Raw genomic sequence first — 23,205 nt, forward strand, 5'->3', positions numbered from 1 at the left:
TACATGGATATTGCACGTTATTTTGTACAAAACCGCACGTCGAGCTGGATGGTCACACTCATCTTGCTGATTGGCGGGATCTTTGCGTTTTTGAATTTAGGGCGCTTGGAAGACCCTCAATTTACCATTAAAAAGGCCATGATCATCACTGCGTATCCGGGCGCTTCGCCGGAGCAGGTAGAAGAAGAAGTGACCTTTCCGATTGAAAATGCGATTCAAGAGTTGCCGTATGTTGATAATATTACGTCAATTTCTACCGCAGGACGCTCGCAAATTACGGTAGAAATGAAGAGCATTTACCGAAAAGATGCCTTGCGTAATATTTGGGAAGAGTTACGCCGTAAAATTCACGACCTCACGCCTAATTTGCCCTCGGGAGTTAACGACCCAGTTGTAAAAGATGACTTTGCCGATGTGTACGGCATGTTGCTGGCGATTACTGGCGACGGGTATGAATACAAAGACATCAACGATTACGTTGACTACCTCAAGCGCGAACTCGTGCTGGTTGATGGAGTTGGCAAAGTGATGGTGCAGGGTGAGCAAGACGAGCAAGTGATTGTAGAAATGTCGCGCTCAAAATTAACCTCATTGGGGATTAGCCCTGAGCGTATTGCCAGCTTGTTGACCAATCAAAACCAAGTGTCTAATGCCGGTAAGGTAAAAATTGGTACCGAATATATTCGCTTTAACCCCACGGGGGAGTTTCAGTCGGTAGAAGAAATGGCGGATTTGGTGATCAGCACTGCTGGCGCGTCAGAGCGCATTTACTTAGGTGATGTAGCCACCATTTACCGCGATTACAAAGAAGTGCCGAGCAACCTTATTCGCTACGGCGGCAAGCAAGCGTTGTTGTTGGGCGTTTCCTTTGCTCAAGGCGTGAACGTAGTAGAAGTGGGTGAGCGTATTAATCAGCGTTTGCAAGAGCTTGAATACATGCGCCCAGTGGGCATGGACACTGACTTTATTTACAACCAACCTGCGGAAGTGGATAAGTCGGTACAAGGTTTTATTTTGAATCTGGCCGAAGCGGTGGGCATCGTTATTGTGGTGTTGCTGCTGTTTATGGGCTTTAAATCGGGCATTTTAATTGGCTTGATTTTGTTCCTTACCGTATTAGGTACCTTTATTTTCATGCAGCAAATGCAAATCAATTTGCAGCGTATTTCGTTAGGAGCCTTGATCATTGCACTGGGGATGTTGGTCGACAACGCCATAGTGGTGACCGAAGGTATACTCATTGGCATGAAGCGTGGTTTGGGCAAAGCCGAAGCCGCCTCGCAAGTGGTGAAACAAAACATGTGGCCACTATTGGGGGCTACCGTGATTGCCATTATCGCGTTCGCGCCTATCGGGCTGTCTAGCGATGCGTCGGGTGAGTTTGCCGGCAGTTTGTTTTGGGTGTTGTTGGTAAGTTTGTTACTGAGTTGGGTAACGGCGATTACGCTCACCCCTTTCTTTGCGTCTTTGATGTTTAAAGATCAGGATAGCCAAGGTAATGAAGAAGACGCCGAACTGTATAAAGGTTTTATCTTCGATATTTTCAGTGGTTTGCTGTCGAAAGCCCTAGTGTGGCGCAAAGTAACCGTGATACTGATGGTTGCTTTGTTGTTCAGTGCTGTAGTGGCGTTTGGCAAAGTGAAACAAGCTTTCTTCCCGCCTTCAACCACACCGATGTTTTTAGTGGATGTGTGGCACAAAGCGGGTACTGATATTCGCGAAAACGCGGGTATTATTGGCGAGATTGAACACCACTTGTTGGCTGAAAACGGTGTACAACAGGTTACCTCTACGGTGGGCCAAGGGTTAACGCGTTTTATGTTGACCTATCAAACCGAGAAGAGCTACCAAACCTACGCGCAGTTGATTATTCGTATGGACAGCAGTGAAGCGCTCAATGCTGAATTGCCGAAATTACGCCAGTACATGCAAGAGAACCACAGCGAGTTGTTCTTCAAGATCAAACGTTTGGAAATTGGCCCTTCGACTGACGCAAAAATTGAAGCGCGTTTTAGCGGGCCTGATCCAAAAGTGTTGCGTGAGCTAGCGGATAAAGCCAAAGCGGTACTGCGAAATGATGCCGGTGCGCGTAATATTCGTGATGACTGGCGTCAGCGTACGAAGATGATTCGCCCTGAGTTAAACGAAGCCGTGGCTCGTCGTGTGGGAATTACCAAAGCCGACTTAGACAACTTGTTGTTGTTCAGCTTTAGTGGCAGCACCATTGGGGTTTATCGCGATGGCACTGATTTACTGCCGATTGTGAGCCGCCCGCCAGCAGAAGAGCGCTTAACGGCTGAAAACCTTGAGAGCTTGCAAATTTACTCAAGCACGGCACAGCAGTTTATTCCTGTGACCCAAGTGGTGAGCGAATTTAAAGTAGAGTGGGAAGACCCTATCATTATGCGTCGTGACCGCAAGCGCACCCTCACGGTAATGGCTGACCATGATATTTTGGGCAGCGAAACGGCGGCCAAATTGTTTGCTCGTGTGCAGAGCAAAATAGAAGCCATTGAGCTACCAAAAGGCTACTCGTTGGAGTGGGGCGGTGAGCACGAAGCGTCGACCAAAGCGCAAAAAGCAATATTTGGCTCTTTACCTTTAGGTTACTTGATCATGTTTATCACCACGGTATTGCTGTTTGGTTCAGCGCGTACTGCTGGTGTGATTTGGGCGTGTATTCCGCTTGCCTTGATTGGGGTGAGCTATGGCTTGTTGCTCACGGGCGCGCCGTTTGGGTTTATGGCGTTGTTGGGCTTTTTGAGCTTGTCGGGCATGATCATTAAAAACGGGATTGTGTTAGTTGAGCAGGTGAAAATTGAGCTGGAAGAGGGTAAGCAACCTTATTCGGCTCTGTTCCACGCTACCTTAAGCCGTGTTCGCCCTGTTTGTATGGCGGCGATCACTACAATTCTCGGCATGATCCCGCTGTTGTTTGATGACTTCTTTGCCAGTATGGCAGTGGTGATCATGTTTGGTTTGGGCTTTGCCACCATTCTTACGCTGATTTTTGTGCCAGTGCTTTACAGCATGGTATTTAAAATTCAAAAAGCGCAGGCGTAATTCGTTGTAGTTTAATGGCGCTATGTTATAAGTATAGCGCCATTAATAAGAGCCACTCAGCTTGGGTTTCAACGCCCGACTGAGTGGTTTTTTTATACTACTGATGAAGCAATGCAATTAATCCTTTACGCAGTGAGTAATACAAGATACAAAGGCCTCATTCATTCCTTCAATTCTGTAGGCCGATGGAAAACTTTTTAGCCGAAATCGAACGCAATGTTCAGCGGGCACAAGAGGCGGTGTTTAGCCCTACCTTTGTTTACCAGCTTTGTGTGATTCTCGCGATTTATGTGGTGGCGTTTTTTGTTTCTCGACAAATAAGAGGGATGTTCCCATTAACGCGACAGGCGCCGAAAGAGGGGGCTCACTCGCTACAATTATTTATTTACCGTCTTGGGGCGACCTTGTTCCCTATCTTCACTATTACTTTGCTCAAACTCACGTCTATTTTGGGTAACCAATATCAATTGGGGCCGTGGTTGTTAGATGTGGCGGTGGTGATTGCGGTGATGATTTTCCTCAATTCCTCAATAAGTGCATTTGTGAGTAGCAATGTAGCGGCTGGCTTTTTGCGTTGGGTGGGCTTGCCGATTGTGTTCCTGCATCTTATTGATGTGCTGCCAACGGTGATTGACGCGTTGCGCTCGATTTCTTTTAGCGTGGGCAATGTTGATATTTCGGCTTACGGCGTGGCGCGAGTGTTGGTGTTTGGCATTTTGCTGTTTTGGTTGGGGCGGGCGTCTAACTCTATGGGGAAAGACATTATCCGCAATCACAACAAGCTGGATGTGACGACTAAAGAGGTGTTCAGCAAGCTTTTCGAGGTGGCGTTATTCTGCGTTATCTTCCTGCTGTTGCTCAATATTATGGGGATCAACCTCACGGCCTTGGCGGTGTTTGGTGGTGCTGTGGGTGTGGGCTTGGGGTTGGGCTTACAGTCGATTGCGTCGAACTTTATCTCGGGGATCATCATTCTGCTCGACCGTTCACTGACGGTGGGGGATTTTGTTGAGTTAGACGATGGTAGTAAGGGCTTTGTGCGCGAATTTAAAATGCGTTATGCGGTGCTGGAAACCTACGATGGTAAAGACATTCTGGTGCCGAATGAGAAGTTTATTAACTCCTTGTTGATCAACTGGACGCACAAAGATCCTAAGCAGCGTTATCGCATCGACTTCTCTGTGGCTTATAAAACGGATATTCGGGCTATGGTGGAAATCGTGAAAGAGGCGGTGAGCGAGCATCCGCAGGTGATCAGCGGTGACGATATTCCGTTTGAGGAGCGTCCGGATTGTGAGATTGATAGCTTTGGTGACTCTGGCGTGAATATGTTTGTGGAGTTTTGGATGGAGGGTGTTGATGATGGTAAAAACCGTGTGGGTGGTGATTTGCTGCTTATTGTGTTTGAAACTTTGCGTGAACACGACATCGAAATTCCATTCCCACAGCGTGAGGTGAGGGTGATTAACGAAGAAGGGATCAGTTTGCGGAATACGACGCCTTAGTTTGTGCTTCTTTGGGCATCTCGCTTGGTTTCTCTGTAGTTCGCTTGGCAGTGAACAGGTTCGGCTCAGAAACACGCGGTGAATACTTCCCTGTACGCTCGTGTCGCCGCATCCTTGCGGCGAACGGTTTCTGACTCGAACCTATTCACTGCTTGGTCGCTCGTTCTTGGGTTATCTAGTTTTAGTTCTTCGTAGCCCGTTCGCTTGGCGGTAACAGTGTGCCTCAAAAACACGCTGTGAACCCAGTCTCTGGTCGCTCGGGTTGCCACATCCCTGTGGCAAACGGTTTCTGGCTCGATCCTGTCCACTGCTTGGTCGCTCGTTCTTTGGTTTTCTTGCTGTGTTTCTTCGTAGCCCGTTCGCTTGGCGCTCTCTCTACTCTTCGTGGTTTTAAGATTTTAGAGAAAAGAGAATCAGAGTCGGATACAACACTGTAGTAGGGATTATCTTCGGTATAAAACCTTCGGCTGCATGGATGCAGCCGTAGAGCCTATAGGGATATATTCACGGCGTGTTTTCATACCGAAGGTAATCGCTACGGTATTGACTTGAGACATCTACCTTGGTTTCTCCGTAGTTCGCTCGGCAGTGAACAGGCTCGGCTCAGAAACACGCGGTGAATACTTCCCTGTACGCTCGTGTCGCCGCATCCTTGCGGCGAACGGTTTCTGACTCGATCCTGCCCACTGCTTGGTCGCTCGTTTTTTGGGTTATCTAGCTTTGGTTCTTCGTAGTCCGCTTGCTAACTTTTTTGATATTAAGAAGTAATGCTTTGTATAATTAAGTTATGCATTTTGAGGTGTTTATGAATACGAAAATTGAAGTTTATGGCGTTAAAGCCGTCAAACGTCCAAGAATAGAAGCGAGCAAAAAACTAGATTTGAGCGGTGAACACGGCCAGCAAATTGTTAAGTCTGAGACAAAGTTAGTACTGAGAACACATAAGAAGACGTTTGAAAAATTAGCTGACATGTAATGAACTTAATTTTCTTTCCATTTGAGCGTGTTATTGAAATTAACGTATTCATACTCCAGCATGAGCCGGGTATGAAGGGAACCGCTGATATGGAAAAACTGCAAGGTGCTCTCGGTCGTATCGATAATGCAATTGCCTATTGATGACGTATTCGAAATTGCAGCCAAATATGCGGCATCTATCGCCTTTGCACACTCACTTCCAGATGCCAATAAGAGAACCGGTTTAGCTGTTGCATTAGAGTATTTGTCTTTGAATGATTATGAACTCACTGCTGATAACGACTTATTCGCAGACGCTGTGCGAGATTTGGTAATCGGCCAAATTAATGAGTCTGATTTCGCGGACCTTCTATATTCTCAATATATTTCAGAACAACAGAGTAAAGGCTAAATCAGCTCGGCTTGGTCAGCTTTTCACAGCTACGAATGCTACAAAACAATTCATTAACCCCACATTTTTTACTCAAATCAGCGAAATGATGAAAAAAACGTCATATTCTTCGAATTTATTTGCCGAAAACAGCCTCTTAGGGTAGCCGAGCCTTTTAACCTTTGTGTAAACTAACGGCCTTTTGTGTTGCGGGCCCGCGATCGAGCGTCAGCCAACAACCCGTGAAATAGCAATGCCAAATTGGGGATACCATGGAGCTTGAAGCCATTGTCAGTCAGGCACAAAGTCAGATTGATGCTGCCGAAGATGCAGCCACACTCGACCAAGTAAGGGTTGAGTTTATGGGTAAGAAAGGCAAGCTTACCGACCTGTTGAAAGGGTTAGGTAAACTGTCTAACGAAGAACGCCCGTTAGCTGGACAAAAAATTAATCAGGCCAAGCAGCAGATCCAACAAGCGATCAGCGCCAAGGGCGATGCCCTTCGCCAAGCCGAAATGAATAAAAAGCTAGCTGAAGAAGCCGTTGATGTGACCTTGCCGGGTCGTACAGAACAACCGGGTAATCTTCACCCTGTTAGCCGCACGATTGCGCGTATTGAACAGTTCTTTGGTGAGCTAGGTTTTGCAACTAAAACTGGCCCTGAAGTGGAAGACGGTTTCCACAACTTCGACGCCTTGAACATTCCTGCGAATCACCCTGCGCGTGCTGATCACGATACTTTCTACTTCAACCCAGATGTGATGCTGCGTACGCAAACATCAGGGGTGCAAATTCGCACCATGGAAGCAGAAAAGCCGCCATTGCGTATTATTTCTCCGGGCCGTGTTTATCGTAACGACTACGACCAAACCCACACGCCAATGTTCCACCAAGTGGAAGGCTTGATGGTTGATAAAAACGTGAGCTTTACTGAGCTAAAAGGTATTTTGCACGACTTCCTTGAGCACTTCTTTGAAGAGTCTTTACAAGTGCGTTTCCGTCCTTCTTACTTCCCGTTCACAGAGCCTTCTGCAGAAGTGGATGTAATGGGTAAAAACGGTCAATGGTTAGAGGTGTTGGGTTGCGGTATGGTGCATCCGAACGTATTGAAAGCCGTGAATATTGACCCAGAAGAATACACTGGTTTTGCCTTTGGTATGGGGGTTGAGCGTTTGACTATGTTGCGTTACGGCGTAAACGATCTTCGCGCATTCTTCGAAAACGACCTTCGTTTCCTCAAGCAGTTTAATTAAGGCAAGCATCATGAAATTCAGTGAAAAGTGGTTAAGAGAGTGGGTGAACCCCGCAGTCAGCACTGATGAGTTGGCTGAACAACTTAGCATGGCGGGTCTTGAAGTTGACGGTGTTGAGCCGGTAGCTGGAGACTTCAGCGGCGTTGTTGTGGGTGAAGTGGTTGAATGTGGCCAGCATCCGAATGCAGATAAATTGCGTGTGACAAAAATCAATGTGGGTGGCGACGAGCTACTTGATATTGTGTGTGGCGCGCCAAACTGTCGTCTTGGTTTGAAAGTGGCTGTTGCCGTTGTTGGTGCAGTATTACCAGGCGATTTTAAAATTAAGAAAGCGAAATTACGTGGCGAACCGTCATTCGGTATGTTGTGTAGTTTCTCTGAGTTGGGCATTAGCGATGACCACAGCGGTATTATTGAACTGCCTGCTGATGCGCCAATCGGTGCTGATATTCGCGAATACCTTGGCCTTGACGATGTCACTATTGAAGTTGACCTTACGCCAAATCGCGCGGATTGCCTTGGTTTACGTGGTATTGCCCGTGAAGTGGGTGTACTCAATCAAACTGATGTTACTGCGCCAACGATTGAAGCCGTGCCTGCGAGCATTGAAGACAAATTGGCAATTACGCTATCTGCACCCGAAGCTTGCCCGCGTTACTTGGGCCGTGTAGTTAAAGGCGTGAATGTGAAAGCGGCGTCTCCGCTTTGGCTAACAGAAAAATTGCGTCGCTGTGGTATTCGCAGTATCGACCCAATCGTTGATGTAACTAACTTCATTTTGCTTGAACTTGGTCACCCAATGCACGCGTTTAACTTGGCGTCTATCGAAGGCGGCATTGACGTGCGTTTGGCTAATGAAGGCGAAAAGCTAACGCTGCTAGACGAGTCTGAAGTGACATTGCAAACCAATACCCTTGTCATTGCTGATGACAAGAAAGCCTTGGCAATGGCGGGTATTTTTGGTGGTTTACACTCTGGTACCACTGAAGAAACAACCGATATTCTATTGGAAAGTGCCTTCTTCCACCCTGATGCCATTATGGGACGTGCGCGTCAATACGGTTTGCACACTGATGCATCTCACCGTTATGAGCGTGGTGTCGACCCACAACTTCAGCACCAAGCGATGGAGCGTGCAACAGCATTGATCCTCGAAATCTGTGGTGGTGAAGCGGGGCCTGTTGTTGAAGCGGTTTCTGAATCTCATGTTCCTGTACAGCCTGAAGTCACCTTGCGCAAAGCGCGCCTGAAGCGCGTATTAGGTATTAGCATTGATGACGCACAAGTGTCTGAAATGCTAACTCGTCTTGGTCTTGATGTGACTGAAACAGACGAGGGCTGGACGGCGAGTGCGCCGAGCTACCGTTTCGACATTCAAATTGAAGTAGATTTGATTGAAGAAGTGGCGCGCGTATACGGCTACAACAATATTCCTAACGTTGCGCCTACGGCGTCGTTGGCTATGTTGCCTTCAACAGAAAAGCAATCGCCTTTGTCTTCATTGAAAAATGTATTGCTGGCTCGTGGCTTTAACGAAGCGATCACTTATTCGTTTGTTGACCCGAAAATACAAAATGCTTTGTTCCCTGAAAGCAATGGATTAGTATTACCGCATCCTATTTCGGCAGATATGTCGATAATGCGTGTGAGTGCGTGGCCAGGTTTGTTGCAAGCAACAAGTTACAACCAAAAACGCCAACAAGCGCGAGTGCGTTTGTTTGAAACAGGTTTGCGCTTCCTACCGAATGCTGATGCGCCACAAGGTGTTGAGCAGCAGGGGGTAATCAGTGGGGTTATCGCAGGTCGTCGTGAAGATGAACACTGGGATGGTAAAGATCAAGCGGTAGATTTTTTCGACGCAAAAGCCGATGTTGAAGCCTTGTTGTCGCTTACGGGTAAGCAAAATCAAATAAAATTTGTCGCAGAACCACATTCTGCCTTGCACCCAGGCATGAGTGCGGCTATTTATTTAGAAGACCAGTTAATTGGTTACATGGGCGCAATTCACCCACAATTCAATAAATTGCTTGGTATTAATGGTCGAGTATTTGTGTTTGAATTGATATTAGATGCCGTCACACCGCGTGCCTTACCGCAAGCGAAGGCGATTTCTAAGTACCCAGCTAACCGCCGTGATATCGCAATTACGGTGGCAGAAACGACGCCAGTGGGTGAAATTTTAAATTTCATCGAAAAAATTGGCGTAAATCAATTAGTTGGCCTAAACTTGTTCGATGTGTACCAAGGGCAGGGTATTGCTGAGGGTAGTAAGAGCCTGGCTTTGTCACTGATCCTTCAGGACCCGGACAAAACACTGGAAGATGCCGAGATTCAGGCTGCTGTTGACACCGTGGTGAAAGGGCTTGAAACTGAATTTGGGGCTGCGTTAAGAGAGTAGATTATGGCACTAACCAAGGCCGAGATGGCTGAACACTTATTCGAAAAACTGGGCATGAATAAACGAGACGCCAAGGATTTGGTTGAGGCGTTTTTCGAGGAAATTAAAGGCGCACTGGAATCTGGTGAACAAGTGAAACTATCCGGTTTTGGTAACTTTGATTTGCGGGATAAAAACGAACGTCCAGGACGTAACCCTAAAACGGGTGAGGATATTCCTATCAAAGCGCGTCGCGTGGTGACTTTCCGCCCGGGGCAAAAACTAAAGAGTCGTGTAGAAAATTCAAAGCCGCCTGAGGAATAACGCTGGCGTTTGAGTTGCTCTAACTTCTACATAATTTGCGTAAAACGCGGCCTTGTGCCGCGTTTTTTGTGCTCTATTGTTCTTTGGTTCCTTAAACTGGATTCTTCGTAGTTCGCTCGGCAGTGGACAAGTTCGGCTCAGAAACACGCGGTGAATACTTCCCTGTACGCTCGTGTCGCCGCCTCCCTGCGGCGAACGGTTTCTGACTCGAACTTGCTCACCGCTGGTCGCTCTTCCTTTGTGCATCACGCTTTGTTTCTTCGTAGTCCGTTCGCTTGGCGGTAACAGTGTCCCTCAGAAACACGCTGTAAACCCAGTCCCTGGGCGCTCGGATTGCCACATCCTTGTGGCAAACGGTTTCTGACTCGAATTTGCTCACTGCTGGTCGCTAGTTCTTTGGGCATCTCGCTTTATCTCTTCGTAGTCCGTTCGCTTGGCGGTAACAGTGTCCCTCAGAAACGCGCTGTAAACACATCCGTGTGCGCTCGAATTGCCACATCCCTGTGGCAAACGGTTTCTGATGCACACTGTCACCGCTTGGCGCTCTCTCTACTCTTCGTGGTTTTAAGCTTTTAGAGAAAAGAGAATCAGAGTCGGATACAACACTGTAGTAGGGATTATCTTCGGTATAAAACCTTCGGCTGCATGGATGCAGCCGCAGAGCCTATAGGGATATATTCACGGCGTGTTTTCATACCGAAGGTAATCGCTACGGTATTGCTCAGAGACATCAGCCTTGGTTTCTACGTAGCTATCTCAAAACCCATGTGCCTTATCGGAGAAAACATAAAGTCTAAGCTGATTTTGTGGTAGTCTGCAGCCAAATAACATCAATAATCGTGTCGCTATGAAATCAATTGTTAGTCTTATTCTTGTTGCTTTAATTGCTGGTGGGGTCTGGTGGTATCAAAATCAGCCATCTGAAGACACAACTGCTGTCGAACCATTTCCAACGATCACTATTGAGCAAATCTTCGCAACGTCGGACTTTTCCAATGGTGTGAAACAAGCCGTGATTAACAACAATCCACAAGCGGTGGATGAATGGTTGGAAAAGGCATTACACGTTGCAGAACAAGCGCAGCTCGATGCTGAAACACTTGATTATATTCAGTCACCACGCGCCCACGATTATGTAGTGTTTGTGGCTAAGCGCCAGTTATTCAGCGAAGCGTTCGAAGCGAGATATTACGATTTGCAAGATATCGACTCCTTGAAAGCAAAATACCCAGAAGCAGAAGATTTGTTTCCACGTGCAGACACGCTCATTACCCAACGAGACCAAACTATTCAGGAAGTGGCCAAAACCCTATCTGAAGGTAAAGCCGTTGATGAGGCTACGTTAGCTTATGCCAAGAAACTGTGGCGAGAGCGCTTTTCTGAGCAACAAGGCGTGACATTATCTTCAGAATAAATAGAGCCACCTATCACTCGTTCGTGATAGCCCCAAACTTTCCTCTTGTTAGCATTAATAAATCGGTAGGGGCTAACCCTACCTCTAAACCTCGACGCCCGGCGCTAACATGGATCATATCTAACGGTTCTGCACTTTGATGAAGTATTGTCGGTAATGCTTTTTTCTGCCCGAGAGGGCTGACCCCTCCCATGACGTATCCAGAACTACGTGCGACTTTGTCTGGGTCTGCCATTTGTGCCTTTTTAGCTCCCGCTGCTTTGGCCAAGCTTTTAAGATTGAGCTTTTCCGCAACAGGGATGATGGCTACCACTAGCTTGCCGTTATCTAACTCTGCAACAAGGGTTTTAAATACAATTGCAGGGTCTACGCCGAGCTTTTCTGCTGCTTCCAAGCCGTACGAAGCATGATTGGGATCATGCTCGTACTCATGGACTTGATGCGGCACTTTTTTCTTTTGTAATAGTACAATTGCCGGTGTCATATTAATTCACTGGTGAAAAGGTGAGAGTATGTTCGACTTTGCCGGGTAATAGCGGCGTGTTTTTATGCTCAGCATAGTCTTCGAACCCTGCGCGATAGTAATCTGATAATGGGTGAACTGATTGGCCTCCCGGAATGGTGAGAATCGCACTTTTCAGTTTGCCCGGTTGAACAAAGAAGCGTTCTGATGCACCAAAATCTCGGCCTTGCACTGCGGGCATGAAGCTATCGCCAAAACCGTCGTAACGGGTCATATTAAGATATTCTCCCACAAGCGGTATTTGGGCTGCAAATGGGTGCGATACTTCTAGTGCATTTACATTACCCCAACGAAGCGGCGATAAGTCTTCTTTGTGGCCATATCGAGTCTCTAGTTTCAGTTTAGTGTCGATGTATTCACCCACGAGGAAGGATTGATAATCGTCATAGCCTTCCGGCAACCAATCTTGTGGTTGCTCGTCGAGAATTTGCCAAGTACCTGGCTCAAAATAACGCAGTAATGTGCGTGCTGTGAGTTGGTTTTGTTCAAGAGGTGCAGCTAATGGTTCTAGTAATGATTGCATCACTGCACTGCGGAAACGGCGCACTAGGGTATAACCGACAGAGTCTGCACAAGCGCACGCGTCCCAATTTTCTAGTGCTTTAATATCAGCATCGAAACCTTCAGCTTGTTGTTTTAACGTGGTTAAAAGTAGGGCATGCCAAGTGGTAAGAAAACGAGCTTCGTTGTCGAGTTGGATATCGTAAAAGGCTTGCTCGTCGAATTGGGCTTGTTCAAATAGTCGGTCGCGAATTTGAGCGCCGCGCGCTCCTAATGCATAACCGCCGTCGCCATAGCGTTTGAGTTGTTCGGTAGAAATGACTCGTGCATTGGCTGTCCAAATACGGCCTTGTTCTGGATTGGCAAAAACAGGAAGGTTAGATTCTTGAGTTCCCCATAGCGCTGAATAATCTTCTTGAGCAATTGCGGTATTACTCGGAGAGGGACGGGCCGTTACTGCGCCGATTGGCGTCCAGGCAATGTTGCCTTTGGCATCAGCAACCACAAAGTTTTGTACTGGAACCCCTGCATTGTGGGCAATGGGTAAGGCTTCTTCCATCGACGTGACGATGTCAAAGTTCGTGATCCCAATATCAATGCTGTAGTCGAAGTGAGCCACCCACGACAACGCGTAAGACTTACCATCAATGGTTCTTACCGGACCATATTTACTTGTAGTCACTGTGTAGCTTTCTTGTCCGCCGGGGTAGTACAAGGTTTCTTGTTCGTCTTTCATGGGTTCATCGTCATTCAGTAATACCCAATCGGTATTATCGAGGTTCGAATTAGTGAAGCCCCATGCAATATGGCCATTGGTACCCACAACAATACCGGGAACGCCTGGCAAGCTCACGCCGGTGAGCTGCACGTTTTTCCCTTGTCGTTGGTAATTCAATTGGGCGCGATACCAGGTTGTGGGAATGCGTAATCCCAAGTGCATGTCGTTTGCCAGTAGCGCGCTGCCACTTGCTGTGAGATCACCACTCACAACCCAGTTATTACTGCCAATATCTTGTGGCTCTTCAAACAAAGCATCGTATTGCTCATGAGTAAGCGTGGTTGCTTTGCTGGGTAAGGCGGGTATCGAAACAGCTTGCTCTTGAATACTGCCATCAAGGGCAGCTTGGTAAGGACTTGGCTGGAGAATGAAATCGACCATGTCTTGCCCGTAGTGCTGCTTCACGACTTCTAACGTGATATCTCGTGAAACTTGGCTACTTTGCAAGTCCCAGTACATGCTGTAAATCACGAGGAGGCTGTCGATTGGTTCCCATGGCTTAATAGAAAAGCCGGTGAGTAGGTATTCAAACGGTGGCTGGCCCATTTCACCTAACGCATCATTTACGCCTTGAGCATAGTGCTCAAGTAAGGTGCGTTGCCATTGAGGAAGTTGCGGATAAATACGCTCAGCGTGTTTACGAAATTGGTGGAAGCGCAATTTTTTATCGTGGTCTAGTAAGCCTTTACCGAGCCAATCCGATAGCTCTCCAGCGGGAAGTCGTCGTTGTAAATCCATTTGCATGAAGCGGTCTTGAGCATGAGCGAATCCAATGGCGTACGCAGCATCGGCGCGGCTTTGTGCGTGAATAATGGCTTGGCCAAGATTGTCTCTCGATAAAGTGACTGTGTTTTCGAGTAGTGGAACGGCTCTGTCACCATCGAGGTTAGGCAAACTGGCTCTCAGAGTAAAATACACGCCAATGACTAACAATATTACTAATAAAATCAGCGCCACAAGTATGCGTCTGGTCCAAATTATCACGTGTAATACTCCCTTTTTTTCTCTATGCTAACCAAATAATTAACAGACATAAATGACGAATCTGTGATGCTGGGTGGCAAAATTTTTAGTGGTCAGATGACTCATTAACACCATAGTAACAGATCGCGACGGAGAGTATATGGGCCCATTGATGTTAGATTGCGCCGGACTGGTTTTATCTTCTACAGAGGCCGACAGGCTTCGCCATCCACTGACGGGCGGTGTCATTCTGTTTGCCCGTAATTATGATAATGTGACGCAACTTACTGAATTGGTTAACTCTATTCGTCAAGCCGCTAACAAACCCTTACTCATTGCGGTGGACCACGAAGGTGGGCGCGTGCAGCGCTTTCGTGAGGGGTTTACTCGCTTGCCAGCTATGGGCGCTATTCAAACGCTAACCAATTCTGAAGACGAAGCGAAGGCCTTGGCTTATGCGTGCGGCGTTATCATGGCTTATGAATTAAAGCGTATCGATATTGATATGAGCTTTGCTCCTGTGCTGGATATTAATGGCGTATCGAACGTGATTGGTGATCGCGGATTCGCTCACAACGCGGCAGAGGTAAGTGTGTTAGCTGAGGCTTTAATCGATGGTATGCACGTGGTAGGTATGCCCACAACGGGAAAACACTTTCCCGGTCATGGTAGTGTGGTGGCTGATTCTCACGTAGCAATTCCGGTAGACGAACGCAGTTTGGCTGAAATAGAAGCCACGGATTTACCGCCATTTAAAACTTTGATTGCGCAACAACGATTGGATGCCATGATGCCTGCTCATGTTATTTTTCCTCAAGTGGATGACAAACCGGCGGGGTTTTCTTCCCGATGGTTGGGCATGTTAAGGCATGAGTTGCACTTTGATGGGGTGATTTTCTCTGATGACCTATCAATGGAAGGAGCGAGTGTTGCTGGCGGTTATGCCGATCGCGCACGGGCCGCGCTGTCTGCCGGTTGTGACATGGTATTGGCGTGTAACAACCCCGAAGGTGCTGAAGCGATATTGAATGGACTAGAAATTGCAGACGCAGGAGACGAATCGGGTACAGATTTGAATAATCAGCGACTATTGCGTCTTGCCAATCGTCCTCTAACTGAAAATGCATCAGCCGAATACGCACGAGCGTGTGCGTTGTGGGAGAAGTATGACAACTAAACCAAAAATAATAATTACTGGCGTCATCGTAAGCTTTTTAACTTGGCAACTGTTGATGTGGCTTGGCAATTCCTATGAGTTGAGTGTAACAGCGGGGCTAACATTACTGGTTGCTATTTTGTGGGTCACAGAAGCGTTGCCCATTCCGGTTACTTCGTTAATCCCATTCTTTGTTTTTCCGATGGCGGGGATTATTGACTATAAAGAAGCGTCTTCCTCCTTGGGTAGCCATGTTATTTTGCTGCTCATGGGGGCGTTTATGCTGTCTAAAGCGCTAGAAAAATCTGGTGTGCATCGTCGTTTGGCTGTGTATATGCTGCGTATGTGTGGGGCGTCGAGTGCAAAACGTTTGGTGTTGGGCTTTATGTTGACATCTGCGGTGCTGAGTATGTGGATTTCAAACACGGCGACAACCTTAATGCTGCTACCTATTGCTATGGCAATTATCACCTCAATGAACGCGCCTAAATTGGCGGCGGCTTTGTTGTTGGGTATTGCTTATGCAGCTAGTTTAGGGGGAGTGGGTACACCTATTGGCACGCCTCCGAATATCATTTTTATGAGCGTTTACCAGCAGGCGACGGGGACTGAAGTGAGCTTCCTGAATTGGATGATGACGGGTGTGCCGGTAGTGTTAATTTCGATTCCGATTATGGCGTTGTGGTTAACTCGTCAGTTGAGTGCGATGCCGCCTTGTGAGTTGCCGGCGGTGTCTGACTGGCAACCGGCTGAAAAACGGGTGTTAACGGTATTTGGCTTGGTGGCGTTGGCGTGGGTATTCCGTCCTTATTGGTCTGAGTGGTTGGGCATGACCATGGTGAAAGACAGTACAATTGCTATAGCGGGTGTGGTGGCGATGTTCTTGGTACCTAATGGCGATAAGGAAAAGCCGGGTAACTTACTGGATTGGAAAACGGCGGAAGCGATCCCTTGGGGAATGCTGCTGTTGTTTGCTGGCGGTATTTGTTTGGCTAAGGCGTTTACGGCTTCTGGCTTGAGCGCAATTTTGGGGGAGGCGTTGAGTGGCTTGTCGGCGTTGCCTTTGGTGTCGCTGGTTTTAGTTTTGTGTTTGGCGGTGAGCTTTGTCACGGAGATCACGTCGAACACGGCTACGGCGACCTTGTTAATGCCTATTCTTGCGACGGCTGCGGTGGCGATTGATGTTGACCCGATTATTCTGATGATGCCTGCGGCGATCAGTGCGAGTTGTGCGTTTATGATGCCGGTGGCGACGGCTCCGAATGCGATTGTTTATGGCAGTGGCCGTATTCAGATCCAGACTATGGTGCGTGAGGGGACGATATTGAATGTGATTGTGGGTGTGGTGATCACGGCTGTGGTAATGGTGACTCGTTTGTAGTTGGTTTCTTCGTTTGTTCTTTAGTTCCTTCAGCTGAACTCTTCGTCGTTCGCTTGGCAGTGAACAAGTTCGGCTCAGAAACACGCTGTGAACCCATCCATGGGCGCTCGTGTCGCCGCATCCTTGCAGCGAACGGTTTCTGACTCGAACTTGCCCACTGCTTGGTCGCTCTTTCTTTGTTCATCGAGCTTTATTTCTTCGTAGTCCGTTCGCTTGGCGGTAACAGTGTGCCTCAGAAACGCGCTGTAAACCCAGTCCCTGGGCGCTCGGGTTGCCACATCCCTGTGGCAAACGGTTTCTGATGCACACTGCCACCGCTTGGCGCTCTCTCTGCTCTTTGGGGGTTAAGCGTTGTGCTCTCAAAGAAAAGAGAATCTGGCTCGAATACAACTCTGTTTCTGCGTAGTTCGCTTGGCAGTGAACAAGTTCGACTCAGAAACACGCTGTGAACCCATCCATCGGCGCTCCTTCTCTAGTTCTTGGTATTCAGGTTGGATTTACGGTTTTTAAAGAGTGCCCACAATGGCGAGGCCGATTACAAGGAAGGCTAATATTTGTAGGTTTTTTTGATATTTCAAGTGATTGAGTTTAAGGGCTGGGATTCGTTGTTTTGCAACGATAGCGACGATGAGCGATAGTCCTAAAAGTGTGAGGGATGGGTATAACTCGCCATCGAATCCTGCTCGCACTGACAAAGCGAATAATGCTAATGAAATGAATATGAAAAATAGTGCTAATAGGTTGTTTACTTGAACTCGTTTCAAATTAATCGCTCCTTCGCATTTGAAATTCAACGTTGATATTGAAAAAACACTAATCTAAATGTTATTTAGATTAGTGTCATTACACAGATGTTACTTGCTCAATGCATCTCCCATACCCCAGCCGCCGACAAGTGATGTTGTCAGTCCAAAGCCAGCGATAGCTAATTCGCCAAATGTCGCAGCTCCTGCTAATCCAATTGGAATTGAGGCTAGACCTCCAGTGGCGACAACAGCTACGCCTAATGCAACAATCCCTGCAGCTGCAGCCGCTTGACCCCAATCGACGTCGCCGCCTGCAATGAAGTTAAGTTCTTCAGAATTTAATTCTTTCATTTTAATAATCCTTTTCGAATAATGTATTCAATTGGCACATGCCGAAAAGAACTTTACCGTTTAGAATTAGTTGAGATAACTGATCTTCGAGGCGGAATTTTTGTATCTTTCTTGCTTTCTTCGGTATCCGTTCGCTCGTTCTTTAGTTACTCAAGCTGTATTTCTTCGTAGTCCGTTCGCTTGGCGGTAACAGTGTGCCTCAGAAACGCGCTGTAAACCCAGTCCCTGGGCGCTCGGGTTGCCACATCCCTGTGGCAAACGGTTTCTGATGCACACAGTCACCGCTTGGCGCTCTCTGAATTCTTTGTGGACTTAAGCTTTTGTACTTTTAATGAAAAGAGAATCTGGCTCGAATACAACACGGTAATCGCTACGTATTGAGTGGAGACATCCACCTCTGTTTCTGCGTAGTTCGCTTGGCAGTGAACAAGTTCGGCTCAGAAACGCGCTGTGAACCCATCCATGGGCGCTCGGGTTGCCACACCTGTGCAAACGGTTTCTGAGGCACACTGCCACCGCTTGTCGCTCTCTTAAATCTTCGGAGTGTCCAGCTTTGCACTTTCAAGGAGAAGTTAACTCCTAAGGTATTCATCGGACACATCCGCCTTGGACATAACACTTATTCAGCAGGGCGGTGGTAGCGATTGATTTCGACCACCATGCCGAAAAGTGGGTGGTCGAAATAATGCACTTGTTTGCTGATCACGCGACGAACCTGTTTGAAAGGCACAGACGCCAAACGGTATGTTGGCTTTGTTGCATCACTGCCCTCAACAGGTACAGGCTGACGGTATTGTAACTCACTGTTCACATGCAAATAGGGCGTGCGATTGATGTATTTGAGGTAAATTTGAACAAAACCGTCGATTTGCCAAATCGGCGTTTTATCGTCAGCAGCCGGTATCAGCGGTGAGGCTTTTTCTTGTACAGGCGCAATCATCGACGCAAAACTGACGGCTTTAGGGTCAACAAGAGCTTGGTTGAGTTTGGTAAAGAAATCGTCGCTCGCGTCTAACGTTGTACTTGGTTGCTGTGTATTATAGTCTGGTAAAACCGCTTCGCCTGTAAGAGTAAAGGCATCAGCATAGTTTTTACCTGCGAATAAGCGAAGTTTTTCAGCGCGATTTTCCCCAAATTTAACCGGTTGTCGCCAACTCATATGCAGCAGTCGATTAATGCCTTTACGCCAGCGCAAATTACCTGACAATTTGGTTAAGTTATTGGCTGATTGAGAAAGAATATGTGGGGTGCTACTTCTTGGCCAATCAACGCCTTGGGGAAATAACGGTACTTCTGACGCCATCGGTTGGCGATAGTCAGGGTAATTGGCTATCAGTTGGCCGTTTTGGTAGTCGAACCAAGGCTTTTCTGTTCTGCATGTTTCTACTTTACGAGGCACTTTTATTGGCGTCAGGGCTTGTTGCCAATTAATGGCGGTTAACCATGCTGCAGCAATTTCTTGTTCAGTCCAATAGGGGAAAACCGGTTCGACATCAATGGCACTATCGGCTTGCGCTGGTTCATCAATTACGATGTAGGGCTCTTCTGCAAATGAATCTTCAGTATTACCATCACTTACTAATTCGCCGTAGCTTTCCGGACCCGACAATGCAGTGCTATCTTCAACACTCACGCTAACGGGCTGAGCGGCTTGCCATGCACGGTGCGCTTCTATCACTTCATCCAGTGTCATCGGCGGTAAATAAAACGCACCTGCTTCTTGTCCGCACACAGGCAAGCTTTGATAGATATAACGAATATCTGGGTAGAGAAGACCACTGAGCAAATCCCAGTCGGTCTCGGGGGCCGATAAAATTTCTTGTTCCGGGAATTGCTCTTGAAGCTCAGTAAGAGAGACATTACGGTCAAACAGGATGACTTCAATATCAAACCACCAGTCTTCAGCAGCCTGTGCGTGACTCGCGCACAATAAACCAAGTGTTAGGGCAGAGTACCGGACTGCTCGCCGGACTGTGGACATCATTTTCCTCGGGTCTCCCTGGATAATTCGGTCAATAAGGCATCGACCATTTTCAAACGTTCCCGTGCGGTTTCTGTTTTCTTCACGAGACGTAACTTTTGGCTGCCTTCAAATTTAAATTCTTTTGAGCGCGTTTGCACCAAGCGAATGATATAGCCTGGATCAACGGGCGTGTCTTGTGAAAACTCTATCGTGCCACCTTGAGCGGATAAGTCCAGCTTTGTGATGCCTAAAGCTTGTGCTCTTAGTTTTAATTCAGACACTTGCACTAAGTTTTTCGCTGGCTCTGGCAACAGGCCGAAGCGATCAATAATCTCTATTTGGAAATCATCAATATCGGCTTTGGACTTGCAGCTTGCCAGTTGTTTGTAAAGCGACAAGCGCGTGTTGACGTCAGGGATATAATCTTCCGGCAGGAGTGCAGGGATGCGCAATTCCATTTCGGTATGATTAGCAAGGGCGTCGTTGAGCGACGGCTCCTTACCTGCTTTGAGCGCTTCAACGGCTTGTTCAAGCATATCCATGTACAAACTAAAACCTACAGAGGCGATTTGACCAGACTGGTCTTCACCGAGTAGCTCACCCGCACCGCGAATTTCTAAATCGTGGGTGGCGAGGGCAAAGCCTGCTCCAAGATCTTCAAGGTTAGCGATGGCGTCTAGGCGCTTGGCGGCGTCTTTGGTCATGCGTTTAGGATGTGGCGTGAGTAAATAGGCATAAGCTTGGTGGTGAGAGCGACCCACACGACCGCGCAACTGGTGTAATTGTGCCAAGCCGAGATGGTCAGCTCTATCCATAATGATCGTATTCGCGCTGGGTACGTCGATACCTGTTTCAATAATGGTGGTACACACCAACACGTTGTAGCGCTGGTGGTAGAAGTCACTCATTACCGCTTCAAGTTCACGCTCTCGCATTTGGCCGTGGCCCACCGCAATACGGGCTTCTGGCACAATTTCGGCGATTTCTTCTGCGGTCTTGGCGATGGAATCTACTTCGTTATGGAGGAAGTACACTTGGCCACCGCGTAATATCTCACGCATGATGGCTTCACGGATCACGGCTTTATCACGTTGCTGCACAAAGGTTTTAATCGATAATCGACGGGCTGGTGCGGTGGCGATGATCGATAAATCACGCATGCCAGATAGCGCCATGTTAAGTGTACGCGGAATAGGGGTTGCGGTCAGTGTGAGTATATCGACATCAGCGCGCAGTGATTTGAATTTCTCTTTTTGACGCACACCGAAGCGGTGTTCTTCGTCGATGATCACTAAGCCTAAATCGGCAAACTTCACATCGTCTTGGAGCAATTTGTGGGTACCGACAATAATATCGACCTTGCCGTTTTCAATCCCCTCAATGACCGACTTCTGTGCTTTACCACTAACAAATCGCGACATTACGGCGATTTCAAAGGGCCAGTTGGCAAAGCGGTCTTTAAAGTTTTCGTAGTGCTGTTGTGCCAATAGGGTGGTGGGCACCAAAATAGCGACCTGCTTGCCTTGGTTGGCCGCAAGGAAGGCGGCACGCATAGCAACTTCGGTTTTACCAAAGCCCACGTCACCGCACACGAGTCGATCCATAGCATTGGGGCTACCCATGTCTTGAATAACTGCATTGATGGCTTGTAGCTGGTCTGCGGTTTCTTCAAACGGGAAACTGTCGCCAAAGGCTTGATAATCGTCCCAATTAATTGGGTACGCGAACCCGGGTTTGGCGGCGCGCTTGGCATACACATCCAGTAGTTCTGCGGCTACATCACGTACTTTCTCTGCGGCTTTTTTCCGTGCTTTGGCCCATGCATCGGTGCCTAAGGTATTGAGCGGCGCATGGTCGGTATCGCCACCTGTGTAGCGAGAAATAAGATGCAACGAGGCTACAGGTACATAGAGCTTAGCCGCTTTGGCGTATTCAATGCACACGTATTCTGTCGCCACGCCACCGGCATCAAGGGTTTGCAAGCCAATGTAGCGGCCGACACCGTGGTCGATATGCACCACTGGCTGGCCTACGGTGAGTTCAGCAAGGTTGCGAATAATGGCGTTTTCATCGGTAGCAGCGCGTTTTTCTCGTAAACGTCGCTGACTGATTTTATGGCCGAGTAACTCGGTTTCAGTGATGAAAAGTAACTCGCCGTCTGGGTTCTTCCAGCTAAAACTGTGTTCGACCATACCCACCGTGATCCCCACGGTTTCATGGCTGGCTAGGAAGTCGTCTAGGGTGGCAAATTGAACAGGCTTGATTTTCGCTTTGTTTAATAGCCCGAGTAGGTTTTCTCGACGTCCTTGAGACTCGGCGCAGAACAGGGTTTTGGCGCCGCGTTTTTCAGCGTGTTTTAACGTAGCCAGTAAACGTTCAGCGGGCTGTTTTTTCTGCGGGTTGAAGGCAATATCTTCTAGTTTGCTGCAACCAAAATTATGCTTACCTGCTTTCTCTTCCAACGCTTGTGGCGCAATGGTTACCCGTGGCCATTGTTTAAGTTGCTCGAACAATTGGTTAAATGGCAAAAACAGTTCATCTGGGGCGAGTAATGGGCGCAATGGGTTGTAACGATATTGCTCATAGCGCTCAGAAATATCTGCCCAGTAAAATTCGCACGCGTCGTGTAAATCGCCGTGCATTAATAGTAATGCGCTGTCGTTTAGGTAATCGAATAGCGTAGCCGTTTGCTTAAAAAACAACGGCAAATAATACTCAACACCACTTGGCATTGTGCCTTTGGTGACTTGAGCAAACACCGACTCTTGCTTGTTGCTAGCGTCAAATCGCGACATAAACTGTTCGCGGAACAAGCTGATGGCGTCTTTGTCGGTGGGGAACTCTCGCGCGGGTAACAGTTTTATTTCACTGACTTTATCGGTTGAGCGCTGGGTGTCAGGATCGAATAGCCGTATGGTATCGATTTCGTCGTCGAATAAGTCGATACGAAACGGGTGTTTGCTGCCCATAGGGTACAAATCGATAATGGCACCACGCACAGAAAATTCACTGTGGCTCATTACCTGGCTTACGTGTAAATAACCGGCTTGTTCTAGTTGACGACGAAAATTCTCAAGATCGAGCTTTTGCCCGGTTTTGAGCATTAATAATCGCTGACCTATATAGTCTACTGGGGCAAGGCGCTGCATCAGCGTATTCACTGGCACGATAAAGATGCCATTGTCTTGCCCTGTTAATCGGTACAGAGTTTCCAAGCGCTGGGAAACAATGTCTTGATGAGGCGAAAAGCTGTCATAGGGCAGGGTTTCCCAATCTGGGAATAGTGTGATGGGCGTGTTGTCGCCACTTAAAAAATAACTGATTTCTTTTTCTAGCTTTAACGCTGACGGTGTGTCAGCTGTTATCAGCACCACTGGCCCGCTGTGTTGTCGGCTGGCTTGGGCAATACTAAGTGCCTGACTACTGCCGTTCAGTTCACCCCAATGTAGGTGGTCTTGCACGGGTTTAGACGATTTCGCTTTTGGCAGAGGTAGAGAAAATAACGTTGCTGTCATGATACCTGAATACTGGTTTTCGCAGAGGGGCAATGGCGAAGTGA

The 23,205-nt window shown here is 47.7% G+C and carries 16 protein-coding genes; 11 read left to right on the top strand and 5 right to left on the bottom strand.

Features of this window, described 5'->3' with window-relative positions:
• Nucleotides 1-3: 3 nt before the first annotated feature.
• The 9 genes from ACXAH6_RS01900 to ACXAH6_RS01940 all read left to right on the top strand — a co-directional run bounded on the left by ACXAH6_RS01900 (nt 4) and on the right by ACXAH6_RS01940 (nt 11,284).
• Nucleotides 4-3,063 (top strand): efflux RND transporter permease subunit, encoded by a 3,060-nt coding sequence (locus ACXAH6_RS01900; protein ID WP_474874929.1) that lies wholly within the window; start codon nt 4-6, stop codon nt 3,061-3,063.
• A 185-nt stretch (nt 3,064-3,248) separates the two neighbouring features.
• Nucleotides 3,249-4,568 carry a mechanosensitive ion channel family protein gene (locus tag ACXAH6_RS01905; protein ID WP_474874930.1) on the top strand — a complete coding sequence of 440 codons (1,320 nt, stop codon included), beginning with the start codon at nt 3,249-3,251 and terminating at the stop codon, nt 4,566-4,568.
• Nucleotides 4,569-5,373: 805 nt separating this feature from the next.
• Complete coding sequence (locus ACXAH6_RS01910; protein ID WP_474874931.1) at nt 5,374-5,544, top strand: acetyltransferase; 171 nt, start codon at nt 5,374-5,376, stop codon at nt 5,542-5,544.
• Complete coding sequence (locus ACXAH6_RS01915) at nt 5,544-5,687, top strand: hypothetical protein (RefSeq protein ID WP_474874932.1); 144 nt, start codon at nt 5,544-5,546, stop codon at nt 5,685-5,687. The genes ACXAH6_RS01910 and ACXAH6_RS01915 overlap by 1 nt, the downstream gene beginning before the upstream one ends.
• The gene (locus ACXAH6_RS01920) at nt 5,671-5,937 is read left to right on the top strand and encodes a type II toxin-antitoxin system death-on-curing family toxin (protein WP_474874933.1); all 267 of its coding nucleotides are present in this window, start codon (nt 5,671-5,673) and stop codon (nt 5,935-5,937) included. Before ACXAH6_RS01915 ends, ACXAH6_RS01920 begins: the two co-directional genes overlap by 17 nt.
• Nucleotides 5,938-6,188: 251 nt before the next feature.
• Nucleotides 6,189-7,169 (top strand): phenylalanine--tRNA ligase subunit alpha, encoded by a 981-nt coding sequence (gene pheS / locus ACXAH6_RS01925; RefSeq protein WP_474874934.1) that lies wholly within the window; start codon nt 6,189-6,191, stop codon nt 7,167-7,169.
• 10 nt (nt 7,170-7,179) lie between these two features.
• Complete coding sequence (gene pheT, locus ACXAH6_RS01930) at nt 7,180-9,567, top strand: phenylalanine--tRNA ligase subunit beta (RefSeq protein ID WP_474874935.1); 2,388 nt, start codon at nt 7,180-7,182, stop codon at nt 9,565-9,567.
• Between the two features lie 3 nt (nt 9,568-9,570).
• On the top strand, nt 9,571-9,870 hold the full coding sequence (ihfA, locus tag ACXAH6_RS01935) for an integration host factor subunit alpha (RefSeq protein WP_474874936.1): 300 nt from the start codon (nt 9,571-9,573) through the stop codon (nt 9,868-9,870).
• An 847-nt stretch (nt 9,871-10,717) separates the two neighbouring features.
• The gene (locus ACXAH6_RS01940) at nt 10,718-11,284 is read left to right on the top strand and encodes a hypothetical protein (protein WP_474874937.1); all 567 of its coding nucleotides are present in this window, start codon (nt 10,718-10,720) and stop codon (nt 11,282-11,284) included.
• Between the two features lie 13 nt (nt 11,285-11,297).
• Here the strand turns inward: ACXAH6_RS01940 and ybaK are convergent, their stop codons facing one another.
• Nucleotides 11,298-11,768 (bottom strand): Cys-tRNA(Pro) deacylase, encoded by a 471-nt coding sequence (gene ybaK / locus ACXAH6_RS01945; protein WP_474874938.1) that lies wholly within the window; start codon nt 11,766-11,768, stop codon nt 11,298-11,300.
• Between the two features lies 1 nt (nt 11,769).
• Nucleotides 11,770-14,070, bottom strand: coding sequence for a penicillin acylase family protein (locus tag ACXAH6_RS01950; protein WP_474874939.1), 2,301 nt, complete (start codon nt 14,068-14,070; stop codon nt 11,770-11,772).
• 139 nt (nt 14,071-14,209) lie between these two features.
• On the opposite strand from ACXAH6_RS01950, the gene nagZ reads away from it, so the two are divergent.
• Nucleotides 14,210-15,226 carry a beta-N-acetylhexosaminidase gene (nagZ, locus tag ACXAH6_RS01955; protein ID WP_474874940.1) on the top strand — a complete coding sequence of 339 codons (1,017 nt, stop codon included), beginning with the start codon at nt 14,210-14,212 and terminating at the stop codon, nt 15,224-15,226.
• A complete protein-coding gene (locus ACXAH6_RS01960) occupies nt 15,216-16,586 on the top strand; it encodes an SLC13 family permease (RefSeq protein WP_474874941.1) in 1,371 nt (456 codons plus the stop codon). Before nagZ ends, ACXAH6_RS01960 begins: the two co-directional genes overlap by 11 nt.
• Before the next feature lie 854 nt (nt 16,587-17,440).
• Here the strand turns inward: ACXAH6_RS01960 and ACXAH6_RS01965 are convergent.
• From ACXAH6_RS01965 to mfd, 3 genes are all read right to left on the bottom strand, one after another.
• Nucleotides 17,441-17,683: a hypothetical protein gene (locus tag ACXAH6_RS01965; protein ID WP_474874942.1), complete on the bottom strand. Its 243-nt coding sequence runs from the start codon at nt 17,681-17,683 to the stop codon at nt 17,441-17,443.
• Between the two features lie 619 nt (nt 17,684-18,302).
• Nucleotides 18,303-19,667, bottom strand: coding sequence for a CsiV family protein (locus tag ACXAH6_RS01970; protein WP_474874943.1), 1,365 nt, complete (start codon nt 19,665-19,667; stop codon nt 18,303-18,305).
• On the bottom strand, nt 19,664-23,161 hold the full coding sequence (gene mfd, locus ACXAH6_RS01975; RefSeq protein ID WP_474874944.1) for a transcription-repair coupling factor: 3,498 nt from the start codon (nt 23,159-23,161) through the stop codon (nt 19,664-19,666). The genes ACXAH6_RS01970 and mfd overlap by 4 nt, the downstream gene beginning before the upstream one ends.
• Nucleotides 23,162-23,205: the final 44 nt, after the last annotated feature.

It is taken from the genome of Alteromonas sp. ABE4_545 (assembly GCF_056161325.1).